25 protein-coding genes and 1 pseudogene are annotated in these 21,037 nt (G+C 34.4%); 19 read left to right on the plus strand and 7 right to left on the minus strand.

Translation table 11 applies throughout. The features are described 5' to 3' along the window. Positions 1–18: 18 nt before the first annotated feature. Both BW732_RS10210 and cbpB read left to right on the plus strand, forming a co-directional pair. On the plus strand, positions 19–534 hold the full coding sequence (locus BW732_RS10210; protein WP_077276631.1) for a metallophosphoesterase: 516 nt from the start codon (positions 19–21) through the stop codon (positions 532–534). 41 nt (positions 535–575) lie between these two features. Next, positions 576–1,082, plus strand: a complete 507-nt coding sequence (cbpB, locus tag BW732_RS10215; protein ID WP_077276632.1) for a cyclic-di-AMP-binding protein CbpB — start codon at positions 576–578, stop codon at positions 1,080–1,082. A 43-nt stretch (positions 1,083–1,125) separates the two neighbouring features. Here cbpB and BW732_RS10220 read toward each other — a convergent pair whose 3' ends face one another. Further along, positions 1,126–2,025: a mechanosensitive ion channel family protein gene (locus tag BW732_RS10220; protein WP_077276633.1), complete on the minus strand. Its 900-nt coding sequence runs from the start codon at positions 2,023–2,025 to the stop codon at positions 1,126–1,128. Positions 2,026–2,156: 131 nt separating this feature from the next. On the opposite strand from BW732_RS10220, the gene BW732_RS10225 reads away from it, so the two are divergent. From BW732_RS10225 to ccpA, 3 genes are all read left to right on the plus strand, one after another. Beyond that, the gene (locus BW732_RS10225) at positions 2,157–2,582 is read left to right on the plus strand and encodes a DUF948 domain-containing protein (RefSeq protein WP_077276634.1); all 426 of its coding nucleotides are present in this window, start codon (positions 2,157–2,159) and stop codon (positions 2,580–2,582) included. 28 nt (positions 2,583–2,610) lie between these two features. After that, a complete protein-coding gene (locus BW732_RS10230; protein WP_077276635.1) occupies positions 2,611–3,024 on the plus strand; it encodes a YtxH domain-containing protein in 414 nt (137 codons plus the stop codon). Between the two features lie 264 nt (positions 3,025–3,288). Beyond that, entirely contained in the window at positions 3,289–4,290 is a 1,002-nt protein-coding gene (gene ccpA, locus BW732_RS10235) for a catabolite control protein A (RefSeq protein ID WP_077276636.1), read from the plus strand. 183 nt (positions 4,291–4,473) lie between these two features. Here the strand turns inward: ccpA and BW732_RS11820 are convergent, their stop codons facing one another. The 3 genes from BW732_RS11820 to BW732_RS10245 all read right to left on the minus strand — a co-directional run bounded on the left by BW732_RS11820 (position 4,474) and on the right by BW732_RS10245 (position 5,345). Then, a complete protein-coding gene (locus BW732_RS11820) occupies positions 4,474–4,638 on the minus strand; it encodes an IS3 family transposase (RefSeq protein WP_126844048.1) in 165 nt (54 codons plus the stop codon). Between the two features lie 68 nt (positions 4,639–4,706). Then, positions 4,707–4,877 (minus strand): hypothetical protein, encoded by a 171-nt coding sequence (locus BW732_RS11445; protein ID WP_161485558.1) that lies wholly within the window; start codon positions 4,875–4,877, stop codon positions 4,707–4,709. A gap of 84 nt (positions 4,878–4,961) precedes the next feature. Continuing rightward, positions 4,962–5,345: a PH domain-containing protein gene (locus tag BW732_RS10245; protein WP_077276638.1), complete on the minus strand. Its 384-nt coding sequence runs from the start codon at positions 5,343–5,345 to the stop codon at positions 4,962–4,964. Positions 5,346–5,670: 325 nt separating this feature from the next. On the opposite strand from BW732_RS10245, the gene BW732_RS10250 reads away from it, so the two are divergent. The 4 genes from BW732_RS10250 (at position 5,671) to BW732_RS10265 (ending at position 10,726) form a co-directional block, all read left to right on the plus strand. Continuing rightward, positions 5,671–7,749: an amidase family protein gene (locus BW732_RS10250; protein ID WP_077276639.1), complete on the plus strand. Its 2,079-nt coding sequence runs from the start codon at positions 5,671–5,673 to the stop codon at positions 7,747–7,749. Positions 7,750–7,866: 117 nt separating this feature from the next. Further along, a complete protein-coding gene (locus tag BW732_RS10255) occupies positions 7,867–8,499 on the plus strand; it encodes a YfbR-like 5'-deoxynucleotidase (RefSeq protein ID WP_077276640.1) in 633 nt (210 codons plus the stop codon). Between the two features lie 74 nt (positions 8,500–8,573). Next, positions 8,574–9,668 carry a site-2 protease family protein gene (locus tag BW732_RS10260; protein ID WP_077276641.1) on the plus strand — a complete coding sequence of 365 codons (1,095 nt, stop codon included), beginning with the start codon at positions 8,574–8,576 and terminating at the stop codon, positions 9,666–9,668. A 101-nt stretch (positions 9,669–9,769) separates the two neighbouring features. Further along, the gene (locus tag BW732_RS10265; RefSeq protein WP_077276642.1) at positions 9,770–10,726 is read left to right on the plus strand and encodes a LacI family DNA-binding transcriptional regulator; all 957 of its coding nucleotides are present in this window, start codon (positions 9,770–9,772) and stop codon (positions 10,724–10,726) included. Between the two features lie 46 nt (positions 10,727–10,772). Here BW732_RS10265 and BW732_RS10270 read toward each other — a convergent pair whose 3' ends face one another. Genes BW732_RS10270 through motA form a run of 3 tightly spaced genes read right to left on the minus strand, consistent with a single transcriptional unit; the run spans position 10,773 to position 12,249 of the window. Beyond that, complete coding sequence (locus tag BW732_RS10270) at positions 10,773–10,991, minus strand: OmpA/MotB family protein (protein WP_161485559.1); 219 nt, start codon at positions 10,989–10,991, stop codon at positions 10,773–10,775. Beyond that, positions 10,949–11,461, minus strand: a complete 513-nt coding sequence (locus BW732_RS10275; protein ID WP_077276644.1) for a flagellar motor protein MotB — start codon at positions 11,459–11,461, stop codon at positions 10,949–10,951. Before BW732_RS10275 ends, BW732_RS10270 begins: the two co-directional genes overlap by 43 nt. A gap of 14 nt (positions 11,462–11,475) precedes the next feature. After that, positions 11,476–12,249, minus strand: coding sequence for a flagellar motor stator protein MotA (gene motA / locus BW732_RS10280; protein ID WP_077276645.1), 774 nt, complete (start codon positions 12,247–12,249; stop codon positions 11,476–11,478). A 430-nt stretch (positions 12,250–12,679) separates the two neighbouring features. Here motA and flgB point away from each other — a divergent pair, with 430 nt between their 5' ends. The 10 genes and pseudogenes from flgB (at position 12,680) to BW732_RS10330 (ending at position 21,013) form a co-directional block, all read left to right on the plus strand. Beyond that, entirely contained in the window at positions 12,680–13,066 is a 387-nt protein-coding gene (gene flgB, locus BW732_RS10285; RefSeq protein WP_077276646.1) for a flagellar basal body rod protein FlgB, read from the plus strand. Between the two features lie 14 nt (positions 13,067–13,080). Continuing rightward, complete coding sequence (flgC, locus tag BW732_RS10290) at positions 13,081–13,524, plus strand: flagellar basal body rod protein FlgC (RefSeq protein ID WP_077276647.1); 444 nt, start codon at positions 13,081–13,083, stop codon at positions 13,522–13,524. Positions 13,525–13,545: 21 nt separating this feature from the next. Further along, on the plus strand, positions 13,546–13,869 hold the full coding sequence (gene fliE, locus BW732_RS10295) for a flagellar hook-basal body complex protein FliE (protein ID WP_077276648.1): 324 nt from the start codon (positions 13,546–13,548) through the stop codon (positions 13,867–13,869). Positions 13,870–13,900: 31 nt separating this feature from the next. Further along, on the plus strand, positions 13,901–15,481 hold the full coding sequence (gene fliF / locus BW732_RS10300; protein ID WP_077276649.1) for a flagellar basal-body MS-ring/collar protein FliF: 1,581 nt from the start codon (positions 13,901–13,903) through the stop codon (positions 15,479–15,481). Between the two features lie 10 nt (positions 15,482–15,491). Then, entirely contained in the window at positions 15,492–16,496 is a 1,005-nt protein-coding gene (gene fliG / locus BW732_RS10305; RefSeq protein WP_077276650.1) for a flagellar motor switch protein FliG, read from the plus strand. Then, complete coding sequence (locus tag BW732_RS10310) at positions 16,480–17,334, plus strand: FliH/SctL family protein (protein ID WP_161485560.1); 855 nt, start codon at positions 16,480–16,482, stop codon at positions 17,332–17,334. The genes fliG and BW732_RS10310 overlap by 17 nt, the downstream gene beginning before the upstream one ends. Then, positions 17,330–18,662 (plus strand): annotated as a pseudogene (gene fliI, locus BW732_RS10315) (flagellar protein export ATPase FliI). The gene BW732_RS10310 and the pseudogene fliI overlap by 5 nt, the downstream one beginning before the upstream one ends. 18 nt (positions 18,663–18,680) lie before the next feature. After that, the gene (fliJ, locus tag BW732_RS10320; RefSeq protein WP_077276653.1) at positions 18,681–19,115 is read left to right on the plus strand and encodes a flagellar export protein FliJ; all 435 of its coding nucleotides are present in this window, start codon (positions 18,681–18,683) and stop codon (positions 19,113–19,115) included. A gap of 19 nt (positions 19,116–19,134) precedes the next feature. Then, positions 19,135–20,559 carry a flagellar hook-length control protein FliK gene (locus tag BW732_RS10325; protein WP_077276654.1) on the plus strand — a complete coding sequence of 475 codons (1,425 nt, stop codon included), beginning with the start codon at positions 19,135–19,137 and terminating at the stop codon, positions 20,557–20,559. A gap of 13 nt (positions 20,560–20,572) precedes the next feature. Further along, positions 20,573–21,013: a flagellar hook capping FlgD N-terminal domain-containing protein gene (locus BW732_RS10330; protein WP_077276655.1), complete on the plus strand. Its 441-nt coding sequence runs from the start codon at positions 20,573–20,575 to the stop codon at positions 21,011–21,013. Positions 21,014–21,037: the final 24 nt, after the last annotated feature.

Consider the following 21,037-nt stretch of genomic DNA (forward strand, 5'->3'; position numbering starts at 1 on the left):
ACGTTTTAGGAGGCTATAATGAAAATTTTAGTGATAAGCGATAATCATGGAGATCGACAGATTTTAGTGGAAGTCGTACAACATTGGTATGGCATGGTCGATGCAATATTCCATTGTGGCGACTCAGAATTGGAACCAACAGATGAATTATGGCAAAAAGTTGTTGTGGTTAAAGGTAATTGTGATTATGATCCTAAATTTGCTAAGAGTCAGGATGTTTTAATAGGTGATTCATGTATCTTTATGACACATGGGCATTTATATGGTGTGAATACTAGTTTAGAATCGTTGATTCAAGAAGCAACAGATATGAATGCTAACATCGTATTATATGGTCATACGCATAAATTAGCTGCTGAAAAACTAGGGGATATGTTAGTGGTTAATCCAGGTAGTATTTCTCAGCCTCGAGGACGATTTAGTCATTTAAAGACTTATGCTATGATAGAGTGGGATGAGGAACAATATCAAGTGACCTATTATGGTCGGGATCACCAACCGATTCCTGAATTAGAGGCAACTTTTGCACGTTAAGCTAGTGTCAAATATGTGAGTAAAGGGTGGAGTGTTTTTTTATGATAGGTTTTGCTGTTAGTTCACTTTTAATGGAAAATGAGGAACATTTTTTGATTAGTTCTGAAAATGTTGCCACGTTACAAGATAGTAATAGTTTGGAACATGCTTTACTAGTTTTAACTAATATCGGTTATAGCCGGATTCCTGTTTTAAATCGACACGATCAATTGGTCGGTTCCATTTCACTATCTACGGTAGTTGAGTCGATGTTTGACACAGAAAAAATCGATCCTGATAGATTGAGTCAAATTAAAATTGGCGACGTGATGGATACGGATGTTAAATATGTTAAAGAGCCAAATAATATTGAAAAGATTTTAAATTATTTAGTTGATGCCAATTTCGTACCGGTTGTTGATGATGATATGGTTTTTAAGGGAATTGTGACACGTAAAGAGTTACTGAAATCTGTTAATCATTTAGCACATGAATTAGAAGTTCGCTATGATGTAATCAAAAAAACCAAAAAATTAGTTGCACCTAAAAAGAAGACAAGTGACGAATAAAAAATATCCCCCAATCTTAGATTATAGATTGGGGGATATTTTTTTATTTAACTGTCAGTTTAATAGGAGCAGATGGTATTTCAATGCCGTTCGTGGTTAGTTTTTCAATATAGGCAGTTGTTAATTCAGTTTTGACATTGAATTGCGAGCCCGCAGTTGCGTAAGTTGTTACCCTCACTGCAAAGTCTCCGTTTTCTAAATTAACTAAACCATTAATGACAATATCGCTTTTTAAATCAGGAATAGCACCGGTTTTCTCTTTATTGACTTCATCAATTAGTCGTTTCACTTTTTCAATATCTTCATCTGGTTTGACTCGAATATTAATTAATACTTGTTGGTCACCACGAGATAAGTTAGAAATAACAAGAATTTCACGGTTTGGAATATAATTTAAAGTACCATTAAAACTTTTAACTTGTGTTGTACGCAAGCCAACTTGATACACAGTTCCTTCAATTGAATTCACAATTACGTGGTCCCCGACTTCTAGTTGTCGTTCATAAATAATGAAGAAACCAGTAATCACATCATTGATAAATCCTTGTGCTCCAAGTCCAATCGCAACACCCGCAATTCCAGCACCAGCAATTAGTGAGCCTACTGGAACACCTAAAATCGTTAGGATACAGTAGATAGCGAGAAAGAATAATAAATATTGGAAAAAGTTTTTAGCAACAGTTTGGAGTGTATCTAGACGACCTTCATCATACTTTTGTCGTTTTTTGTATTTCTCGATAGAGTTGGTCATAATTTTTAAAATGATTTTCCTTGATAATGCAAGAATAACTAAGACTAAAATAATTAATAACCCTTTGTAAATTGTAGTAGAAATAATTTTATCCCAATCTAAATTATTCCAAAATTTTTGGAACACATTAATACTTTTTTCAGTTTGTTTTAGTAGTTCAATTGGTGCATCGGTACTTGATGTTGATGCCACTGTTCATCACCTCTTCAGTCTAATCAAATAAGTTCATTTATCTCTATTGTACCACTTATTTATATGTTGAGAAATGAATTAGATAATGTTATTCTGAAATTGGTACTAAATTGAAAATGGAGGTAGATTATATGTCAGGAGTGGAGATTGCTGCAATTATTGCTGCATTAGCATTTGTTGTTTTAGTTGTTGTCATTGTTTTTTTCCTATTACAAATGAATAAGACTGTCAATCAAACAACAGGTAAAGTAAATAAAATTTTAGATGAGTCTAATAAAACGATTCAACTATTAACTAGTGATGCGACAATTTTATTGCGTCAAACCGAAGATTTATTAGCAACTAGTAATGAATTGCTAGCAGATGTGACGAAAAAAGTTGAAACGATTGATCCATTATTTGAAGCAGTCGCAGATTTAGGGGAAAGCGTTAGCGAATTGAACGCATCAAGTAAAGTAATGATTAGTAAAGTTGGTCAAGCAGGTAAAACTGCTGCGACAGCAACACTTGTTGGGAAAGCCGCTCAAACTGCATCTAATTTATTTAAGAAAAAATAAGTGTAAAGCACTGAGGAGGACAAATTTAATGGCAAAAAAATCAACAGGCTTTTTATTAGGTGCAATAATTGGTGGAACTGTGGCAGCTGGCGCAGCATTATTATTAGCGCCAACATCTGGTAAAAAAATGCGTAAACAATTAATTACTCAATTAGATGATGTATCTGATGGATTAGCTAGTCAGTGTGTCCAACAAGCTAAAGAAACGGCTAGTGACTATCATTGGGTAAAAGAAACCGCTAGTCAACGAATGAATCAGGCGAAGTTAACATCACAAGAGGCGCTTAACCAGTTTATGGCCAAATCGGATAATATCTCGCAAGAATTTTCTCAAACAGCTGCGAATATACCAACTATGGCAGTCACTGAAGAAGTTATTCCTTTAACAGTAACAGATGTATCTGATGATTTGACTGATGTGGTTGTTGTGTCAGACAAATAAGTTTATTGAAAACAGGAGATAATACTCCTGTTTTTTATTTTCATTGGATTTTCAAATCTGGTCATAAGTTAAGTCAAAATAGTTCTTTTTTATCGGTACGTTATTTAAAATAAATGAAAATATAAAATTATTTTCATGAAAAGACTTTAAAACGCTTGCAATAAGAGATAACATTTGATATTATCAAGTCAGTATCGATGGACGAACTAGTTAATATAACTATTTTATTACCCGATTAATTAAGTAAATAGAAGGAGAAACACCATGGAAAAACAAACAATTACAATTTATGATGTTGCCCGTGAAGCAGCCGTATCAATGGCGACTGTTTCTCGAGTTGTGAATGGCAACCCAAACGTAAAACCTGCTACACGTAAAAAAGTTTTAGAAGTGATTGACCGTCTAGATTATCGCCCGAATGCGGTTGCTAGAGGTTTAGCAAGTAAGCGAACAACGACTGTTGGGGTTATTATTCCTGATGTCTCAAATGCCTATTTTGCTTCACTAGCTCGCGGAATTGATGATGTGGCAACGATGTATAAGTATAATATTATCTTAGCCAATTCAGATGGTGATGATAAAAAAGAGATTAGCGTATTAAATACGCTATTAGCAAAACAAGTAGATGGTGTGATTTTTATGGGACACCACCTAACGGAAGAAGTTCGTGGTGAGTTTTCACGCTCGAAAACGCCGGTTGTTTTAGCTGGATCAATCGATCCAGATAATCAAGTTGGCTCAGTCAATATTGATTACCGTGAAGCAATGAAAGATGCGACACAAGCGTTAATTCAATCTGGTAATCAAAAAGTCGCCTTTATTTCTGGCTCATTACTTGATCCAATCAATGGGATTAGTCGTTTAAACGGCTATAAAGAAGCTTTAGCTGATAATCAATTGCAATTTACAGAAGGTTTAGTATTTGAATCTGAATACAGCTATAAATCAGGATTAGCTTTGCATGAACGTGTTTTAAATAGCGGAGCGACTGCAGCTGTTGTTGCAGATGACGAATTAGCTGTCGGGCTGTTGAATGGTCTAACTGATACAGGTATTAGAGTACCAGAAGATTTTGAGATTATTACAAGTAATAATTCGTTATATAGTGAAATGGCTCGTCCAAGTGTGACAAGTATTACGCAACCTCTTTATGACATTGGTGCGGTAGCTATGCGTTTATTAACTAAATTAATGAATAAAGAAGATATTGAAGAAAAAGCGATTATTTTACCATACGGTGTAACAAAACGCGGTTCAACAAAATAGTTAAAAAAAGAGTGCTATTTGTAGTGCACACCTAAAGTTAGACTTTTTGGAGTAGTTAATTCTACTCCTTTTTTGTACCCAAAAATGAGTATTCAATTTTTTACGAAATTTAAATAACCAAGCAAATAAAAGCTGATAGTTTTTCCTATATGTGACAGGGCTGCACTTAAGCTTCGTTTTTATTCAGTACATATTATAATAGTCAATGTATTTTTCAATTTCTTTCTTTAATGAATCGTAACTAGAAAATACCTCTCCATTATACATTTCTTGTTTCAATATACCGAAAAAGTTCTCCATATGCTCGTTCAATGCCTTCTCTTTGTGTTTCTTAAATATCTTGTGCATTAGGTCTTTCAGAAATACGGCAAGAAATAATTTCACTAGAGTTTCTTGATTTGAATGGCTCCATTAGCTTATTTTTCATAATATTTGAATTCTGCCATATCTGTTGTAAATTTCTGATGAGGTATTGACGTATGAAATCGGCGATGGATTCTATTTTTTGCGAGGAAAGATGTTCCGCTTTTTCCGGGAAGATAGGCTTGAACTACTTGATAGTTAAATTTTGCATCATATTTAGCCATAATAAAAACCCCTTAAGTTAGATTTTGGTCTAACTTAAGGGATTCACTACATAATAGCACCCTTTTTTTATTTATAGCAACAGATTAATTGGATAAGACCGCTAAAGCTAACGCTTGTTGAATGACTGTGATACTGCCATTCTTTTTAAAGGTTAGTGTTTCTGAAGGTGTCATAGCGCTAGAAATATAAATATGTAGTTCAGCATCTAAGTCAAAATGCCCTGATGTTTCGACACTAAAACGTGAAATACTTTTGAATGGAATACTTTTATAATCTACTTTTTTCCCCGAAACACCTTGCTTATCAACGATAATTAGTCGTTTATCAGTAAAGACAATTAAATCACGGACTAATTTATAAGCTAAATCAATTGGTTCATTGGGTAAAAGCACTTCTTCTAATTGTTTTCGAGCTTCTTCGTGATTGATTTCTGATGCATTACCTAAAAGGCCATCAAATAAACCCATACTATATTCCTCCTAAAAAGATATTTTTATCTAATAAGTATACCTAATAAAAATGAATTTGTCATATATAGATAATATGGAAAAAAGAAGAATGGAATGAATCGATTAACTTGCTATTGCGTAGATTATTTAGCAAAGTATTTTTTATAATAAAAAAACTATATTGTTTAATAAAAATTGTGAAAATAAAAACAAAACTGCTGATTCAAGCTATTAAATAATGCTAACTGATTTTATTTGATTAATTTTTGTCTTATTAATGATTTCTGATGACACTCCAGTATTATAGAGGATAGAAAGTAATCATATTGGAGGAGTATATGTTATGAAAACAGTATCATTTATTAAAAAAAAGATTTATTTAGTAGTTATTTTGAGTATTGGATTATTTGGTCTAAATCTACCGACATCAGCTGAACAAGAGACAACAACTACTAGCACGTTTGCCAGTCAATCAACGGGGACGACAGAGGGGGAATCAGCAGAAAAAGACACAGAAACAAGTATGTCAGAAAAGACAACTGATGAGTCAATGAGTATTAGTCAATCAGATATAATAATTAGTTCCAAAACAATCGAAAAACCCACTTTGACTTTAGCACAATACAAGCAAAAAGGGGCTACTGAATTAGCTAAGATGATTCGTAAAAAGCAAGTGACCAGTGAAGAGCTAGTTAACTTAGCGTTTGAACAAATCGCCAAAGAAAATCCGGCTTTGAATGCTGTTATTTCATTAAGAAAGAATGAAGCCTTGGAAGAAGCGAAAACGATTAATGTAGATAGTGACAAGCAACCATTTTTGGGTGTCCCAATTCTGATGAAAGGGCTTGGGCACACTGTCAAAGGATTGCCAAATACCAACGGTTTTAGATTTGCTAGTCATCAATTAGCAAGAAGTGATGGCAGTATTACGCGGTCATTAAAAGAATTAGGATTTATCGTTATTGGTCAAACTAATTTTCCAGAATTAGGGTTAAAAAATATTACTGATTCTGCACTATATGGAAATGCTGGAAGTGCATGGAATGCTAAATATCAAGCAGGCGGTTCTTCAGGAGGATCTGGAGCTGCAGTAGCATCTGGCATGACCCCAGTAGCATCTGGTAGCGATGCTGGTGGATCCATTCGAATTCCTGCTTCTTGGAACGGTATTATTGGCTTAAAGCCATCGAGAGGAATAGTAAAAGGCAATGGCACATCTAATACGAATCAAGTTGTACACTTTCCATTAACCAAAAATATGACCGACACGATTCAATTATTTCAGTTATTGACTAAAAATCCGGAGGCAACAGTTAGTGCGATAACAAATTCTACTATTAAAAATCAAAAAATTGCTTATACGCTTAAATCACCAGTTGGGACACCAGTTAGTTCAGATGCTAAACAAGCAGTCTTAGAGGCTGTTACTTTTTTAAAGGCAGAAGGATTTGACGTACAAGAGGTTGATTGGCCGATTGATGGTATCGAATTAATGAAAAATTATTATGTTATAGGTGCTGGAGCAGCAGGAATTGCTAACTTCCAACTGCAACAGATTGAAAAACGTTCTCTTGAAATAACGGATGTTGATTTATTGACTTGGGCATTGTACCAAACCAATCAGTTGATCACTAAAAAAGATGTTAATGAGGTTTGGGAATCTAATTATCAAATAGCTCAAAAAATGGCTGAATTTCATAAACAATTTCCTTTATTGTTAACACCAACGACCGCAAGCACCGCACCACTAGTAGATGAGGATTTATTAACGGAAGAGTTGAAATCCCAAATGCGGTCAATAGATACGCTAAAGACAAAAGAAGAAAGATTGCAGTTGATTTATGATCAATGGCTTCCGGCACTAACATATTCACCATTTACGCAACTGGCTAATTTAATTGGGCAGCCAGCGATTAGCTTACCAACATATGTATCAAATAAAGGGTTACCGTTGGGCATCCAATTTAGTGGCCCAATTGGTTCAGATGATTTATTACTATCTATGGGACAATTGTTTGAGACGAAGCATCGTTTTAAACAGGTAAATTCTTATTCTTCATTAACGGAAGATACAAAGCATACTGAAGAAAGTAGTACAACTGATTCAACAAGTACCATGACAGAAACAACGTCAACAACCGATACAACAGCAACAACTGATTCAATAAACGATACAACAGAAACTGGTGACTCAAACTTGGTAGATAATCAATCGACGATTAATGAAGTTAGCTCTGAAAATAAAAAAACGATGCTTGCTGAAAGAGATAATCACAAGCAACAGACACAAGTGTCTAAAAATAATTCTGTCTTGCCGAAAACTAATGAAAATACACGACTAGTGATAGTATATATGATTATAGGAATGACGATTGTAAGTAGTTGCAGTCTATTTGTTTTCAAAAAAATAAGAAATGACTGATTACTAATAAAAGAGATTTTTTGCAGTCTTTTGAACAAATAGTCACTATTTTATACTTAAATTGTTGAGTTTGTCTCAATTCATGATATGATAGATAAAAATTAAGTAGGTGAGATTATGGGATTAAATGAATTTATTTTAGGATTAAGTAATTTGGAAAAAATTACACGGGCGCCAGGATTTTTTAAATTTACTGAGCATACAGTTGCTGCTCATTCTTACCGTGTTGCGTCAATTGCGCAGGTTTTAGGCGATATTGAAGAACATAATGGCGCTACATTAGATTGGAAGGTCCTGTATGAGAAGGCGCTAAATCATGATTATACCGAGCGTTTTATTGGTGATATCAAAACACCAGTTAAGTACGCTAATCGTGAGTTAAGGGGCATGTTACAGACCGTAGAAGAAAAGATGACGGATCAATTTATTCGAGAAGAAATACCAGAAGAATTTCAAGATATTTATCGTCGTCGGTTAGATGAAGGGAAAGATTCTTCAATTGAAGGGAAGATTTTAGCCGTTGCTGATAAGGTTGATTTATTGTATGAATCATTTGAGGAAATTGTTAAAAATAATCCTGAGGCAGTCTATAAAGATATGTTTATCGAGTCGATTCAAACAATTAAAGGTTACTCTGAATTAGCTTGTGTGGGTTATTTCTTTGAACATATTTATCCGGCATTAATCAATCGTGATTTTTATGGTCGTGGTGTTTTTATTTCGCAAGTTGAAAATGTGATAAAATCTTAGTAAGCGTTGAAGTCTATCAACGCTTTTTTAAACGTAATAAATGCGTCAATGGAGCAAAAAGGAGGATGGATAGTGTGCTAGAAAAATTTAAAAATGTTAGCTATTTTGGTTTATTTGTTCTAGGAGGATGGTTATTTGGGTATCTTTTTGGCTATTTAAATAAGCAAGAGTTGTTAGAAATAGATAGTCGTTCAGTTATCTTTTTTTTTGTTCTTTTATTGCCGATGGTTTTCTTGCATGTTATCGTTCACGAAGCCGGCCATACATTGTTTGGACAACTAACGGGTTATCAATTTATTAGCTTTCGAGTGGGTCCTTTTTTAGTCGTAAAAGAAGCCGATGGTTTAACTTTTAAACGCTTTAGTGTTTCAGGTACATTAGGACAATGTTTAATGCGGCCACCAGAATATCACGAGCATCAAGCCTTTCCGTATAAGCTGTATTTATTAGGTGGTGTCTTGATGAATCTAATCTTAAGCCTGTTAGTTTTATGGTTATTTCCACTTAATTTTGCTAGCTTAAGCTTGATATTTATAGGTTTTTTGACAGCGTTACTCAATGTTATTCCGATGGGATTCAATGATGGAGTAACTTTACGCTTAGCAAGCAAAAACGTCCAACAACGCTATTTATTGTATCTACAACTGGAAGCTCATGCCCTACTTACTCAGGGATTAACTTATACGGAATTACCTGCAAAAATGACGCAAACGATTCATGTTAGCCAAGTCACTTATTTAAGTCAATTCCAAGATTTTTTACGTTTAGGTTGTTTATTGGAGAATCGTGATTTTGATAGCCTTGGCCTGATGTTAAATGACTTTTCGTCTCGTTTAGGAGACTTTATTTATCCATACCAACTAGAATTAAAAAAAGAACTAGTTTTTTATTTAGCCTATTGTGAAGAAACAGATGAGAGGATAGTCAAAATTTGGCATGAAAAGGCGTTTCAAAAATCATTAAATCAACCACAAGCGAATAACTTAAGAATTAAAGCTATGTATGCTTGGAAAGTTTCTCAGGAAGTTGACCGAGCATTACTATATTTAAATCAAGCTGTACCCCTCCTTGCTAATGCCCCAACAAAAGGTGAAGCAAAAGTTGAACATCTGTTAATCGATTGGTTAAGAGCAAGTATTACAGCTGAATCAAAACAAGAATTTTTGTGAATAGTAGATTACTGATAGCAGAATGAACTAGAAAAATGATGAATTTATTGTATAATAACAAGTAGTAAGAGGGGTTAAATACGTAAAAATGGGGGACGAGTATGCCTACATTATCAGATGTTGCGAAGAAAGCAAATGTGTCAAAAATGACAGTTTCAAGAGTGATAAATCATCCAGAAAAAGTAACGGATGAATTGAAAGAGCTTGTTTTTAAAGCAATGAAAGATTTAAATTATAAACCAAACGTCGCTGCTAAAGCCTTAGCAAACAATAAAACGCAGATTATTAAATTTTTTATCTTGGAAGAAATTGATACAACTGAACCTTATTATATGAGTTTGTTGATGGGGATTTCTAAAGAGCTTGATAAGCATCAATATTCCTTGCAATTAGTGACTGAAAACAGTTTTGATTTGGGTCAGAGTGACGGTTATGTGATTACAGGCATGCGTGAAAGCGACTATGAGTGGATAGAGCGGTTAGAGAAACCATTTGTCTTATTTGGCGAAAATCGCTATGGCTATGACTTTATTGATACTGATAATGCTAAGGGGACTGAATTAGCGACGGAGCATGCTATTGCTAGTGGATATTCACATATTGTTTTTATTGGTATTGATGTGAAAGAACCATTTGAATATTCACGTGAAGCTGGATACATCAACACAGTCCAAAAATATAAGCGTGTACCTGAAATTTACCGTTTTAAAAATCGGTCTCGTTATACTGATCAGTTCATTAAAGAAGAACTACATCGTTTTCCAAAAAACACTGCTTTTGTTTGTAGTTCCGATCGTTTGGCAATTGGTATTGAACGTGGCTTACAACATGCTAAAGTTCAGATTCCTAGCGATTATGGTGTCATTGGTTTTGATGGTGTTTTTTTAGATCAAATTGCTTATCCTCAATTGACAACCATCAAACAACCGGTTATTGAGATGGGAGCCGCTTGCGCAAATATGTTACTTAATAAAATCAAGCAAGACGGTGCACCGCAAGGGAATCAATTATTTGAACCACAGCTCATTACACGTGGTAGTACACAACAGAATACTTAAAATAATAAAAGAGCAATGAGTGGTTATTTTGGCACTCATTGCTCTTTTACTTGTCTTTCTTAACAATAAAAATTTCAACTCGTCGATTCTTGGCTCGGTTTTCTGCAGAATTATTTGGGACTTTTGGTCGGAATTCTCCATATGCTTGAATAGAGACCCGATTTTCTGTTACGCCTTTATTAGCTACTAGAGAGTCCATTACTGAAATAGCTCGAGCAGCACTTAATTCCCAATTTGATTTAAACTCTTTTGTTTGGTTAGGCACGTTGTCTGTATAACCAGCAACAATAATGTCATTATCAATTTTTTTAATGAGTCAGCCACTTTTTTTAAAGGTTCATCAACAGCCGAGTTAAGTGTCGCACTACCAGGACTAAACAATAAACCACTGTCAATCGTGACACGCACGCCATCTTTTTCCACTTTGACATCAACTTCATCTTTATGTCCATCAGTAGTTAAATCTTCTTTGATTTTTGCTCCAGTTTCGGCAATTGCTTCTGCATCTGTTTTTTGAGTAGCAGGGTTGTCAGGAAGTAAGCCACCCTTACCCGAAGCACTATTGCCGGATAAAATAATATGGAATTGCTCACCTAATTGATCAAGCCGCTTATCATCTGATTTTGCCATAGCAAACATGACAATGAAGAGTGCAAGTAATAGAGTTAGCATGTCTGAATAAGGAAGTAACCAAGCTTCATCCACGTGCTCTTCATGTTTCTTGCGTCGTTTCATAGATTAAAGCCTCCTTATTTCTTTTTATCATTATCAGTCCGTTCATTAGGACTTAACATACCATTTAATTTTTTTTCAATTGTATTAGGATTTTGTCCGGACTGAATAGCTAGAATTCCTTCAATAGCAATCATCATGTACTTCACTTCTTCTTCTGATTTTCTAGCTAAGCGATTACCGAAGGGGATAAATAGCACATAACCTAAAAAGATTCCATAAAGCGTGGCTACGAATGCGGCAGAAATCATATGTCCTAGGGCATCAACATCATTTAAATTGCCTAGGGCGCCGATTAAACCAATAACTGCACCTAATACTCCAAGAGTTGGCGCTGATGATCCAACCGTTTTCATCATACTTGCAGCGACTTTATGACGATCTTCAAGAGAAAAGACTTCATTTTCTAATATTTCTTTAATTTGTTCTGGATTCATCCCATCAACAACCATTTCCATACCGTTTTTTAAAAAAGGGTTGTCTAATTGGTCAACAGCCGTCTCCAATGATAAGACACCATCTTTTCTAGCTTGTTGAGCTAAAGATAAAATTGATGCGATTAATTCTTGTGCATCATATTTTTTGTTTTTCAGCAAGACACCAAAAATTTTAGGTAAGCGTTTAATATCGGACGGTGGATAGGAATTGATGAGGGCAGCAAATGTTCCAACGAAAATGATAATTGCTGCCGCCGGATTTAGTAAGGCGGCAATGTTAGCACCTTTCACAATCATCCCGACTATCACAGAAAAAAGGCCTAGAATAATACCAATTAATAACAAAATATCCATAAAATTAACTCCTAATTTAATTATTTTTATTTTCCAAAAAGTTAACGTTCGTAAATAGTGTATTTTTTATCTGATATATTTAATATCGGTAGAATATCAACTTGTTTAATCATACTATGAAAAAAATTAAATTTCAAATAGAATTATAGAATAAAAAAAAGCTTAAATATCAATGTTTTGAAACGTTTTTATGAAAATTTGAAAACATTAATTATTTTGACAAATACCATAAAAACCACTATCATAAAATTATGAAATAGGAATTATTTATATAAATTAACTAAAATAATTCGTCTTTTTAACTTAGATGAATATTATGTTTTTTATAAGTGATAAATAACAATAATAAAAATTATTATTGTGAAAAAAGTATTTAATTATAGTTTTTCGGATACAAAATACAAAATATACAGAATGGAGTTTGATAGTGATGTTTCAAAAGGGTAGTCTTGTCCATTCAGCGCTTAATGCGTCTGATTTAAGGCAAAAAGCAATCTCTAACAACTTAGCTAATGTAAATACAGCTGGATACAAGGTTGATAAAGTTGAATTTGAGGATAAACTACGGCAAGCAATCACAGCTGATGGTGGTCTTTCTTTAAGTCGAACGAATGATAAACATCTCTTCGGTAATGGAGTGACAAATATGCAACCTGAGGTAAAAAAAAGATTGTACACTTCAGTTAAAGAAAACGGCAATAATGTTGACGTTGATATCGAAATGACTGAAAAAGCAGCAAATGAGCTCTACTATAATACGCTCATTAAGCAATTGAATGGTAAATATTCTATGTATAACTATGTGATTAATAATTAAGGTAGGTGAAACAGATGTCAATGTATGATTCATTTAATATTAATGCAAGCGGACTAGCTTTAGAACGTTTAAAATTAGATACTATTTCAACTAATATTGCTAATGCAAATACCACACGAACTGAAAATGGCGAGCCTTATCGTCAAAAACGTGTGCTATTTGAAGAGAGTCTGAAAAATCAAGAAAATAATTTGACTACGCCTGCTTCTGAGCAAGCAATAGAAAGTTTTGGGGTTCGGGTGACTGGTATTGAGGAAAACCAAGCTGAATTTGCTAGTGTCTATAATCCAAATCACCCCGATGCTGATGCAGCTGGTTATGTTCGAATGCCGAATGTGACTATTAGTGATGAAATGATTAACTTAATGAATACTGTACGAACGTATGAAGCAAATGTATCTGCATTAGAAAGTAGCAAAAATATGATGAAGAAAGCCTTGGAGATTTCTAAGGACTAATTTTTAAAGGAGACGATAAGCATGATCACCTCTGGAATAAATCCCTATACTGAAATGAAAGATTACCAAAATTTATTGCAACAAATGAGTGGCGCTAATCAAGAACCAACGGGAGCGCAACAAAATCAAGGATTTGGAGACATGTTTGATAGCGCATTGAATCAAATAGATACTGCTGTAAACAAAACAGACAGTAACGTAATGAGTGTTGTAACTGGTACACAGGAAAATTTACATGATGCGATGATTGATTTAACAGAAGCTCAGTTAACGATGCAAACAGCCATTCAAGTAAGAAATAAAATGATTGACTCATTAAATGAAGTGAAAAATATGCAGTTTTAAGTGAGTTGCTAAAGGAGATTCGTAAATAACTATGGAGATGTTACAAGGAATAAAAGATAAGTTTTTGTCGGGGTGGCTAAAATTATCAACAGTTAAAAAAGTTGCAACTATTGCTACATTAATCAGTATTATTTTAGTTATAGGGTTGACTCTCTATTTTTCAAATAAAACAACTTATAAAGTTCTTTTTTCTGATTTAGGTGAGGCAGAGTCTGGCGTAGTTATTGAAAATTTAGAATCAAAAAATATTAAATACAAATTAGAAAATAATGGAACTAAAATACTCATTGACGAAACACAAGTTGATAAAGCACGAATTGATTTAGCTGTTGAAAATAAGTTGCCAAGTCAATCAACAGGATTTGAAATTTTTGATGATAAAGGCATGATGACAACAGACGAAGATCGTAAAATTATGTATCAACGAGCAGTTACTGGCGAACTAGAGCGATCAATTGAATCACTTGATTCAGTTAAAAAAGCAAAAGTTATGTTGGTATTGCCTGATCGAAGTATTTTTGAAGAAAAAGATAAAGAAGCAAGCGCCTCAATTGTTTTGACGTTAGAACCGACAGCCAAGTTAAGTGATACAGTCATTAGCGGTATAGCGAATTTAACGTCAGGTGCAGTTGAGAACTTACCATTGAAAAATATTAAAATTGTTGATGACAAAGGAAATACACTATCTTCCTTTTTAGATACTAGTAATAAAGCTACAGCAACTGATTTAGTAAGTAAGTACCAAGCAATTAAATCGGATTATGAGAAATCTTTAGAGGAAAAAACGCTGACTTTATTAAGTGCAGTATTTGATCCGGATAAAGTAAAAGTATCGGTTAATACCGAACTTGATTTTGACTCAATTGAACGAACAACGGTCACATATGGTGATACTAAAATTCGTAGTGAAAATGTTCAAGCAACTGGAAACCAAATTAATCGTCAAGAAGTTCAAGGTGGCAATGTCAATGATAATGTTGAAAATGTCGTTGGAAATAATAATAATGATGGCAAAACATTTAATCGTAGCGTCAATAATGAAGTAGACACAGAAACAGTCAAAGTATTAGGGGCACCTGGTGCAGTTAAGAAAATTACAGCATCAGTTCTTATTAATGGTGACGTGTCAAATGTCGAAAGACAACGTTTAGAACAAATTGTCCAATCAGCTATTGGTTTTGATCGTGAGCGTGGTGATAATGTGACTATCCAAGGAATGAATTTTGCACAAGAACCTGAAGAAGTAGAGGGTGATGTTGTTGAAATGAACGGTGTTATGGAAATGCTTCAAACAAATTGGATTTGGCTAGCTCTAGGTGGAATACTTGCAGTTATTACACCACTCATTATTTGGTTAATTCGTCGTCGAGTGAAACAAAAACGTGAAGCTGACTTAGTTGAACCAATTGATTTAGGACAGAAGGTTGATTTAGTTGTAGACGATACTGGTTTGGTAGAAGATCCACTTGACACATTGATACAAACACGTCAAGAAAAGATAGACGATGCACAAAATGAATCACTAACAGCTGAAAATAAAGCAAAAGAATATGCTAAATCTAATCCAGAATTAGCTGCAGAGTTGATTAAAGTTTGGATGAAAGAAAAGTAGGTGGCAGAATATGGAAACATTAGATGGAACTAGAAAAGCAGCCTTACTTTTAATTTCATTAGGGTCAGAAGCTGCTGCACAAATTATGAAATTATTACCAGAAACTTATATTCAAAAAGTGAGTTATGAAATTGCTAATATTGATTATGTCAGTATTGAGGAACGTGAACAAGTTGTTAGTGAATTCATTACGATGTCGACAGCACGTAACCATGTTATAGATGGTGGGATTGATTATGCCATTGATTTATTGAATAAAGCCTTAGGTTCACAAAAAGCGAAGGAAGTTATCGATGTATTGAATCAAATTCAATTGCGTGAGCGACCATTTAATATCGCAAGAAAAGCTGATACCCAACAGTTAGTCAATTTACTCTTAGGCGAACACTCGCAGACTGTTGCATTAATTTTATGTTATATGCAACCTGATAAAGCCGCACAAGTCTTATCGCAATTTCCAAGTGAAAGACAAACAGAGATTGCTGAAAAAATCGGGACAATTGGTAGCACCTCACCGGTTGTTATTGAGAGAATTGAAAAGGTTATTGAAAATAAATTCTCGAATACGTTAGAAAGTAAGACAGAAAATGTTGGTGGCGTAAATACGTTGGTAGAAATTTTAAACTCAGTTGGCAGAAGTACAGAGAAAAATATTATCAGCGATTTAGAAAAACGTCAGCCAGAGTTGTCAGAAGAAATCAAATCAAATCTATTTACATTCGAAGATATTGTTGGTCTGGATAGAGGAGATGTCCAAAAAGTCTTACGTGAAGTGAATCATGATGTATTGGTACTCGCTTTGAAAGGTGCATCAGATCAAATTAAAGAATTTATTTATAGTAATCAAAGTTCGCGTTCAGTTGAGACATTGAAAGAAGATTTACAGTTTATGGGGCCTGCACGTTTATCAGCAGTCGAAGAAGCACAACAAAGTATTGTTGCTGTTATTCGCCGTTTAGATGAACAAGGTGAAATTTATATCGGAAGAGGGGATCAAGATGCAGTCATCTCGTAAATTAATCAAACCAGATGATGTAACTTCTTCAGATATCAAAATTCGTAAAATAGAAACGATTATGCCACAAAAAAAAGCTAGTGTGATGAGTGATGATTGCTTAAATGGTCATCAGTCATCAGCACGACTCAAACAATATGAGCATGATTTTTTTAAAGATCGAGAAAAAATGTTAGAAGAATTACAAATAGAACGCCAAAACTTACAGCAATTATTTCAGAAAGAGTTGGAAAAAGAGAAGACACAGTTTCGTCAAAAATTAGCTGAAGAACGCTCCAGAATACTTACTAATGTACAACAGGAGATTGAAGACTTAAAACAGAGTGCTGAGCAAAAAGGATTTGAGAAAGGAGAAGCTGCTGGATTTAAACATGGACAAGCTTTAGGATTTCAGCAAGGTAAAGACGAATCTCAAGTTTTGGTTGATGAAGCTCATAAACTTCATTTACAAGTTGAAAAAGAGATTTTTAGTTATCAACAAGATAAAAAGGGCGAGCTAGTCGATTTAGCTTGTCAAATGGCTGAAACTGTTATCAATAAAGAATTGGCACTCTCTGAAAAGCAAATTTATACTTTATTAGAGCCTTTCCTTAAACAGTTAGAAAAAAAAGATAACTTTGTAACAGTTTTTGTTTCTAAAGAAATGTATCAGGTGACATTACAAGCTCTAGAAGAGCTCAAAACGGAGTCAAATGATTTTTCTTATAGCGTCATAGCGGATTCAACTTTAGAACGATATGATTGTCTAATTGAAACTGACTTTGATGTACTAAATTTAACTATTTCAGACCAATTAAATCGGATGAAAGCTGATTTATTAGCTGAAGGGGTGGATTAGTTTGTTAGACCTTGATTTTCAAAGCTATAAAAAAAAGTTGAAAGAAACAGCTTACTATTTACAATTAGGAAAAGTGTCTCAAGTTGTTGGCTTAATTATTAAAGTAGAAGGTTTGAACGTTTTTGTTGGGGAAATTTGCGAAATTGAAATAAAAAAGACCAACAAAAAAGTTTTATCTGAAGTCGTTGGTTTTATTAACAAAACGGTTTTATTAATGCCTTTAGATGAATTGGATGGAATTGGACCAGGTTGTTTAGTTAGACCAACCAAGCAGGCTTTAAAACTAGAGCTGAGTGATAATCTATTAGGTAAAACGCTAGATGGATTAGGCCGTATCTTGACAGATGGAGAATTACAGAATGGTCAACACTATGATGTTAATAGGGATGCGCCAAATCCATTTACTAGAAAACCAATTGAAAAAGTTATGAGCACCGGAGTTCGTGCGATTGATGGAGTACTGACAGTTGGAGAAGGTCAGCGTATGGGGATTTTTGCCGGAAGTGGTGTTGGGAAAAGTACGCTACTCGGCATGATTGCTAGAAACTGTCAAGCGGACGTTATCGTGATTGGCCTCATTGGAGAACGTGGTCGTGAGGTCACAGAATTTATTCAAAATGACTTAGGACCGGAAGGCTATCAAAAATCAGTCGTCGTTTGCGCAACCTCGGATCAACCGCCATTAGTTCGTTTGAAAGGTGCATATGTTGCCACGGCAATTGCTGAGTATTATCGTGATCAAGGAAAAAAAGTAGTGCTCATGATGGATTCAGTGACACGTTTTGCTATGGCGCAACGTGAGATTGGCTTGGCAACAGGGGAGCCACCAACCTCAAAAGGCTATACACCATCAGTATTTACGCAACTCCCTAAACTATTAGAGCGTAGTGGTATGTCAGAACATGGTTCTATTACAGCCTTCTATACAGTATTAGTTGAAGGCGATGATATGAATGAGCCAATCGCTGATGCTGTTCGAGGAATTCTAGATGGTCATATCGTGTTATCAAGAAAAATAGCTTCGGAAAATCATTATCCAGCTATAGATGTGCAACAAAGTTTAAGTCGGCTCATGAAAAGTATTGTTAGTCGCGAACACCAAGAATTGGCAGGTTTGCTCAAAGAAAATATGGCAATTTATACCGAATCAAAAGATTTGATTGATATTGGGGCTTACAAAATTGGAAGTAATCTTAAAATTGATCAAGCCTTGGAACTAAATCCCTCAATTGTCAATTTTTTAAGGCAAAAAAACAGATGAGCCAATGAGCTATGATGAGACAGTATTACAGCTCAAGACGATTTTTCAAGCGACAAGAAAATGGTGATTGTAGGGAGGGGACCTTGTGAAAGCTTATAAATTTACAATGGAAAAAGTTTTAACTGTTAGACAATCAGAAGAAGATGTTGCAAAAAAAGGTTTCTTAGAAAAAAAAGCATTGCAAATGGCTGAGGAATCAAAACTTGAACACTTTAAAAAAGCTAGTCATGAGATGAAACATAATACGCAAAATTTTTCTAATATCAATAGTTTAAGAATGCAGTACTTATATCAAAACTTCTTAGATGAACAGATTGTACTCCAAGCTAAAGAAGTTGAGAAAATTAATCAACAAGTTATTGAAGAACTGGATGTACTACTAGATAAACAAAAAAATCGCAAAATGATTGAAAAGTTAAAAGAAAAACAATTAGCTAGCTACCAAGAGCAATATAAAAAAGAAGAGCAAAAAGAGTTGGATGAAATGGGAACGTTACGATTTGGAGCAAATTATTATTAGCATGAGGGGGTGAACGATAATGAATGTTGAAAAAGTGGTAGATGTAAAGAAAACGACTATACCAAATGATTCGTCTAAAACCGATACAGTTTTATTTAATAAAGTCTTAGATAAAAAAACATTCGATAATACCTTAGTTGATTCGGATAACGAATCGAGTCATCATCAAGATGGACTAGCTAATGAAACTCAACAAAGCGAACCAGTGGAAACCAAAAATAAACTGGCTATCTATCGAATGGCAAGTGATTCAGTAGTAAATGGAGAGTTTATTAAGATAACGGGTCAAACTAATTTAACTCAATCGCCTAAAGAAATAAACACGCATTCCTTACTAACGAATCAAAAGTTGGTTGATCCTGATGTGTCTCAAGTCTTACGAGCATTTAATGGCATACTAGATGATGGAACCCAGGTTAACGTATTGTTACCTGTGGATGGACAACAAGTAGTAGATGATTTGGTTACTATCCCAACAGTATCTTTAGAAGAATTAATTAAGTTACTTGAAGTTGCAGGAGATACAACAAATGGTGAAGTAGTTGATATTGTTATAAAAGAAGGTCAAATAACAACAGCTATTACTTCTATCGGTCAGTCCGATAAACTACTTGTTGACAAACAAAGTACGGTAAATATTTTACAAGGAACGACAAAAGATGGCCAAGTATTGGAGTTTTTAATAGCATCTAGTCCTGTACCAAAAGAATTACCGGAAACCACTAATTCGCAACCAGTATCAGAATCAGTAGATGAGCTTCCTAGTTTATCTCTGGAAAGTGTTGGTCGTTTTCCAACACAAATATTAAAAAGTCCAATGCTAAGTGATGCAAAAATGTCACCGACATCAGTTAATGAAAAAGAGTTCTCTAACAATATTTTTATAGAAGATCAATTAAATGTTACGAAACAACCGCAACAATTTGCTAAGTTGAGTGATAGTTACATTTTAAAATCAGTCAGTGACCGAACAGCAGTGTTTCAATTTCAACAGCAGAATTTAAGTAACTTAGAAAAACAATTGGTTGCTCAGCATCAGACATTAGCTGATGGACAAAAAAGTGTCATGAAACTAGTCTTACATCCTGAAAAATTGGGTCAAGTTGACATTCATTTACAAATGACGGATGGCAAAATTTCGGCAAAATTGATGGTAGGCTCTGAGCAAGTTAAACATTTATTTGAAAAAAGTTTACCTGTTTTAGAGCAAAATTTAAGTAAACAAAATATTCAACTAGAAAAAGTCGAGATTGTTCAATCAGTTAGTCAAAATCAACAACTAACGTTTGATTTTAGTGGTGAATTTTCTCGTCAACAACAAGAACATCGACATCAAAAATTTCAATCTCATGCAACACTTAGCAATGGTAAATATACTGAATCAAGTGAAAAAGCTGAGACTAATACCGTAGTCGAAAGTGAACGAATCGATATCTTAGTTTAAAGGAGTTGACAGTATGGCAGACATTAATTCATTTTCACCAATGGGAAGAACCCAAATGCAGCAAGCAGAAATGACTGCACAAAAAGAACGCAGTAGTGGGTCAGATATTAAAATGGATGACTTTTTAAAAATTCTAGCAGCTACGATGAGTAATCCATCTTTAGGTGGAGAAAGTGGTAGCGGAGGAAGCAATACAGATTATATTTCGCAACTTGTCCAATTTACGACATTGGAACAACTAAAAGAGTTAGGAACTAATATGGAGCATACCATGCTCATGGCACAACAGCAGCAAGCAATAACTATGATTGGTCAAACTGTAACCTTAATGACTGATGACAATCAAACCGTCACTGGAACAATTGATGGTGTGAAGTTTTTAGGTGGTATTCCCACCATTAAAGTCGCTGGTAAAAATTATTTAATGAGCCAAATAACAGAATTAGCTAAATAAATTAATCGTAAGGGGAGAGAAACA

Source organism: Vagococcus penaei (assembly GCF_001998885.1).
In the GTDB taxonomy this organism is placed as follows: domain Bacteria; phylum Bacillota; class Bacilli; order Lactobacillales; family Vagococcaceae; genus Vagococcus; species Vagococcus penaei.

Excerpts from the sequence above, each read along its gene's own strand:
- BW732_RS10210 (WP_077276631.1), top strand. The coding sequence starts at position 19 with ATGAAAATTTTAGTGATAAGCGATAATCATGGAGATCGACAGATTTTA.
- cbpB (WP_077276632.1), top strand. The coding sequence starts at position 576 with ATGATAGGTTTTGCTGTTAGTTCACTTTTAATGGAAAATGAGGAACAT.
- BW732_RS10225 (WP_077276634.1), top strand. The coding sequence starts at position 2,157 with ATGTCAGGAGTGGAGATTGCTGCAATTATTGCTGCATTAGCATTTGTT.
- BW732_RS10230 (WP_077276635.1), top strand. The coding sequence starts at position 2,611 with ATGGCAAAAAAATCAACAGGCTTTTTATTAGGTGCAATAATTGGTGGA.
- ccpA (WP_077276636.1), top strand. The coding sequence starts at position 3,289 with ATGGAAAAACAAACAATTACAATTTATGATGTTGCCCGTGAAGCAGCC.
- BW732_RS11820 (WP_126844048.1), bottom strand. The coding sequence starts at position 4,638 with ATGCACAAGATATTTAAGAAACACAAAGAGAAGGCATTGAACGAGCAT.
- BW732_RS11445 (WP_161485558.1), bottom strand. The coding sequence starts at position 4,877 with ATGGCTAAATATGATGCAAAATTTAACTATCAAGTAGTTCAAGCCTAT.
- BW732_RS10245 (WP_077276638.1), bottom strand. The coding sequence starts at position 5,345 with ATGGGTTTATTTGATGGCCTTTTAGGTAATGCATCAGAAATCAATCAC.
- BW732_RS10250 (WP_077276639.1), top strand. The coding sequence starts at position 5,671 with ATGAAAACAGTATCATTTATTAAAAAAAAGATTTATTTAGTAGTTATT.
- BW732_RS10255 (WP_077276640.1), top strand. The coding sequence starts at position 7,867 with ATGGGATTAAATGAATTTATTTTAGGATTAAGTAATTTGGAAAAAATT.
- BW732_RS10265 (WP_077276642.1), top strand. The coding sequence starts at position 9,770 with ATGCCTACATTATCAGATGTTGCGAAGAAAGCAAATGTGTCAAAAATG.
- BW732_RS10275 (WP_077276644.1), bottom strand. The coding sequence starts at position 11,461 with ATGAAACGACGCAAGAAACATGAAGAGCACGTGGATGAAGCTTGGTTA.
- motA (WP_077276645.1), bottom strand. The coding sequence starts at position 12,249 with ATGGATATTTTGTTATTAATTGGTATTATTCTAGGCCTTTTTTCTGTG.
- flgB (WP_077276646.1), top strand. The coding sequence starts at position 12,680 with ATGTTTCAAAAGGGTAGTCTTGTCCATTCAGCGCTTAATGCGTCTGAT.
- flgC (WP_077276647.1), top strand. The coding sequence starts at position 13,081 with ATGTCAATGTATGATTCATTTAATATTAATGCAAGCGGACTAGCTTTA.
- fliE (WP_077276648.1), top strand. The coding sequence starts at position 13,546 with ATGATCACCTCTGGAATAAATCCCTATACTGAAATGAAAGATTACCAA.
- fliF (WP_077276649.1), top strand. The coding sequence starts at position 13,901 with ATGGAGATGTTACAAGGAATAAAAGATAAGTTTTTGTCGGGGTGGCTA.
- fliG (WP_077276650.1), top strand. The coding sequence starts at position 15,492 with ATGGAAACATTAGATGGAACTAGAAAAGCAGCCTTACTTTTAATTTCA.
- BW732_RS10310 (WP_161485560.1), top strand. The coding sequence starts at position 16,480 with ATGCAGTCATCTCGTAAATTAATCAAACCAGATGATGTAACTTCTTCA.
- BW732_RS10325 (WP_077276654.1), top strand. The coding sequence starts at position 19,135 with ATGAATGTTGAAAAAGTGGTAGATGTAAAGAAAACGACTATACCAAAT.
- BW732_RS10330 (WP_077276655.1), top strand. The coding sequence starts at position 20,573 with ATGGCAGACATTAATTCATTTTCACCAATGGGAAGAACCCAAATGCAG.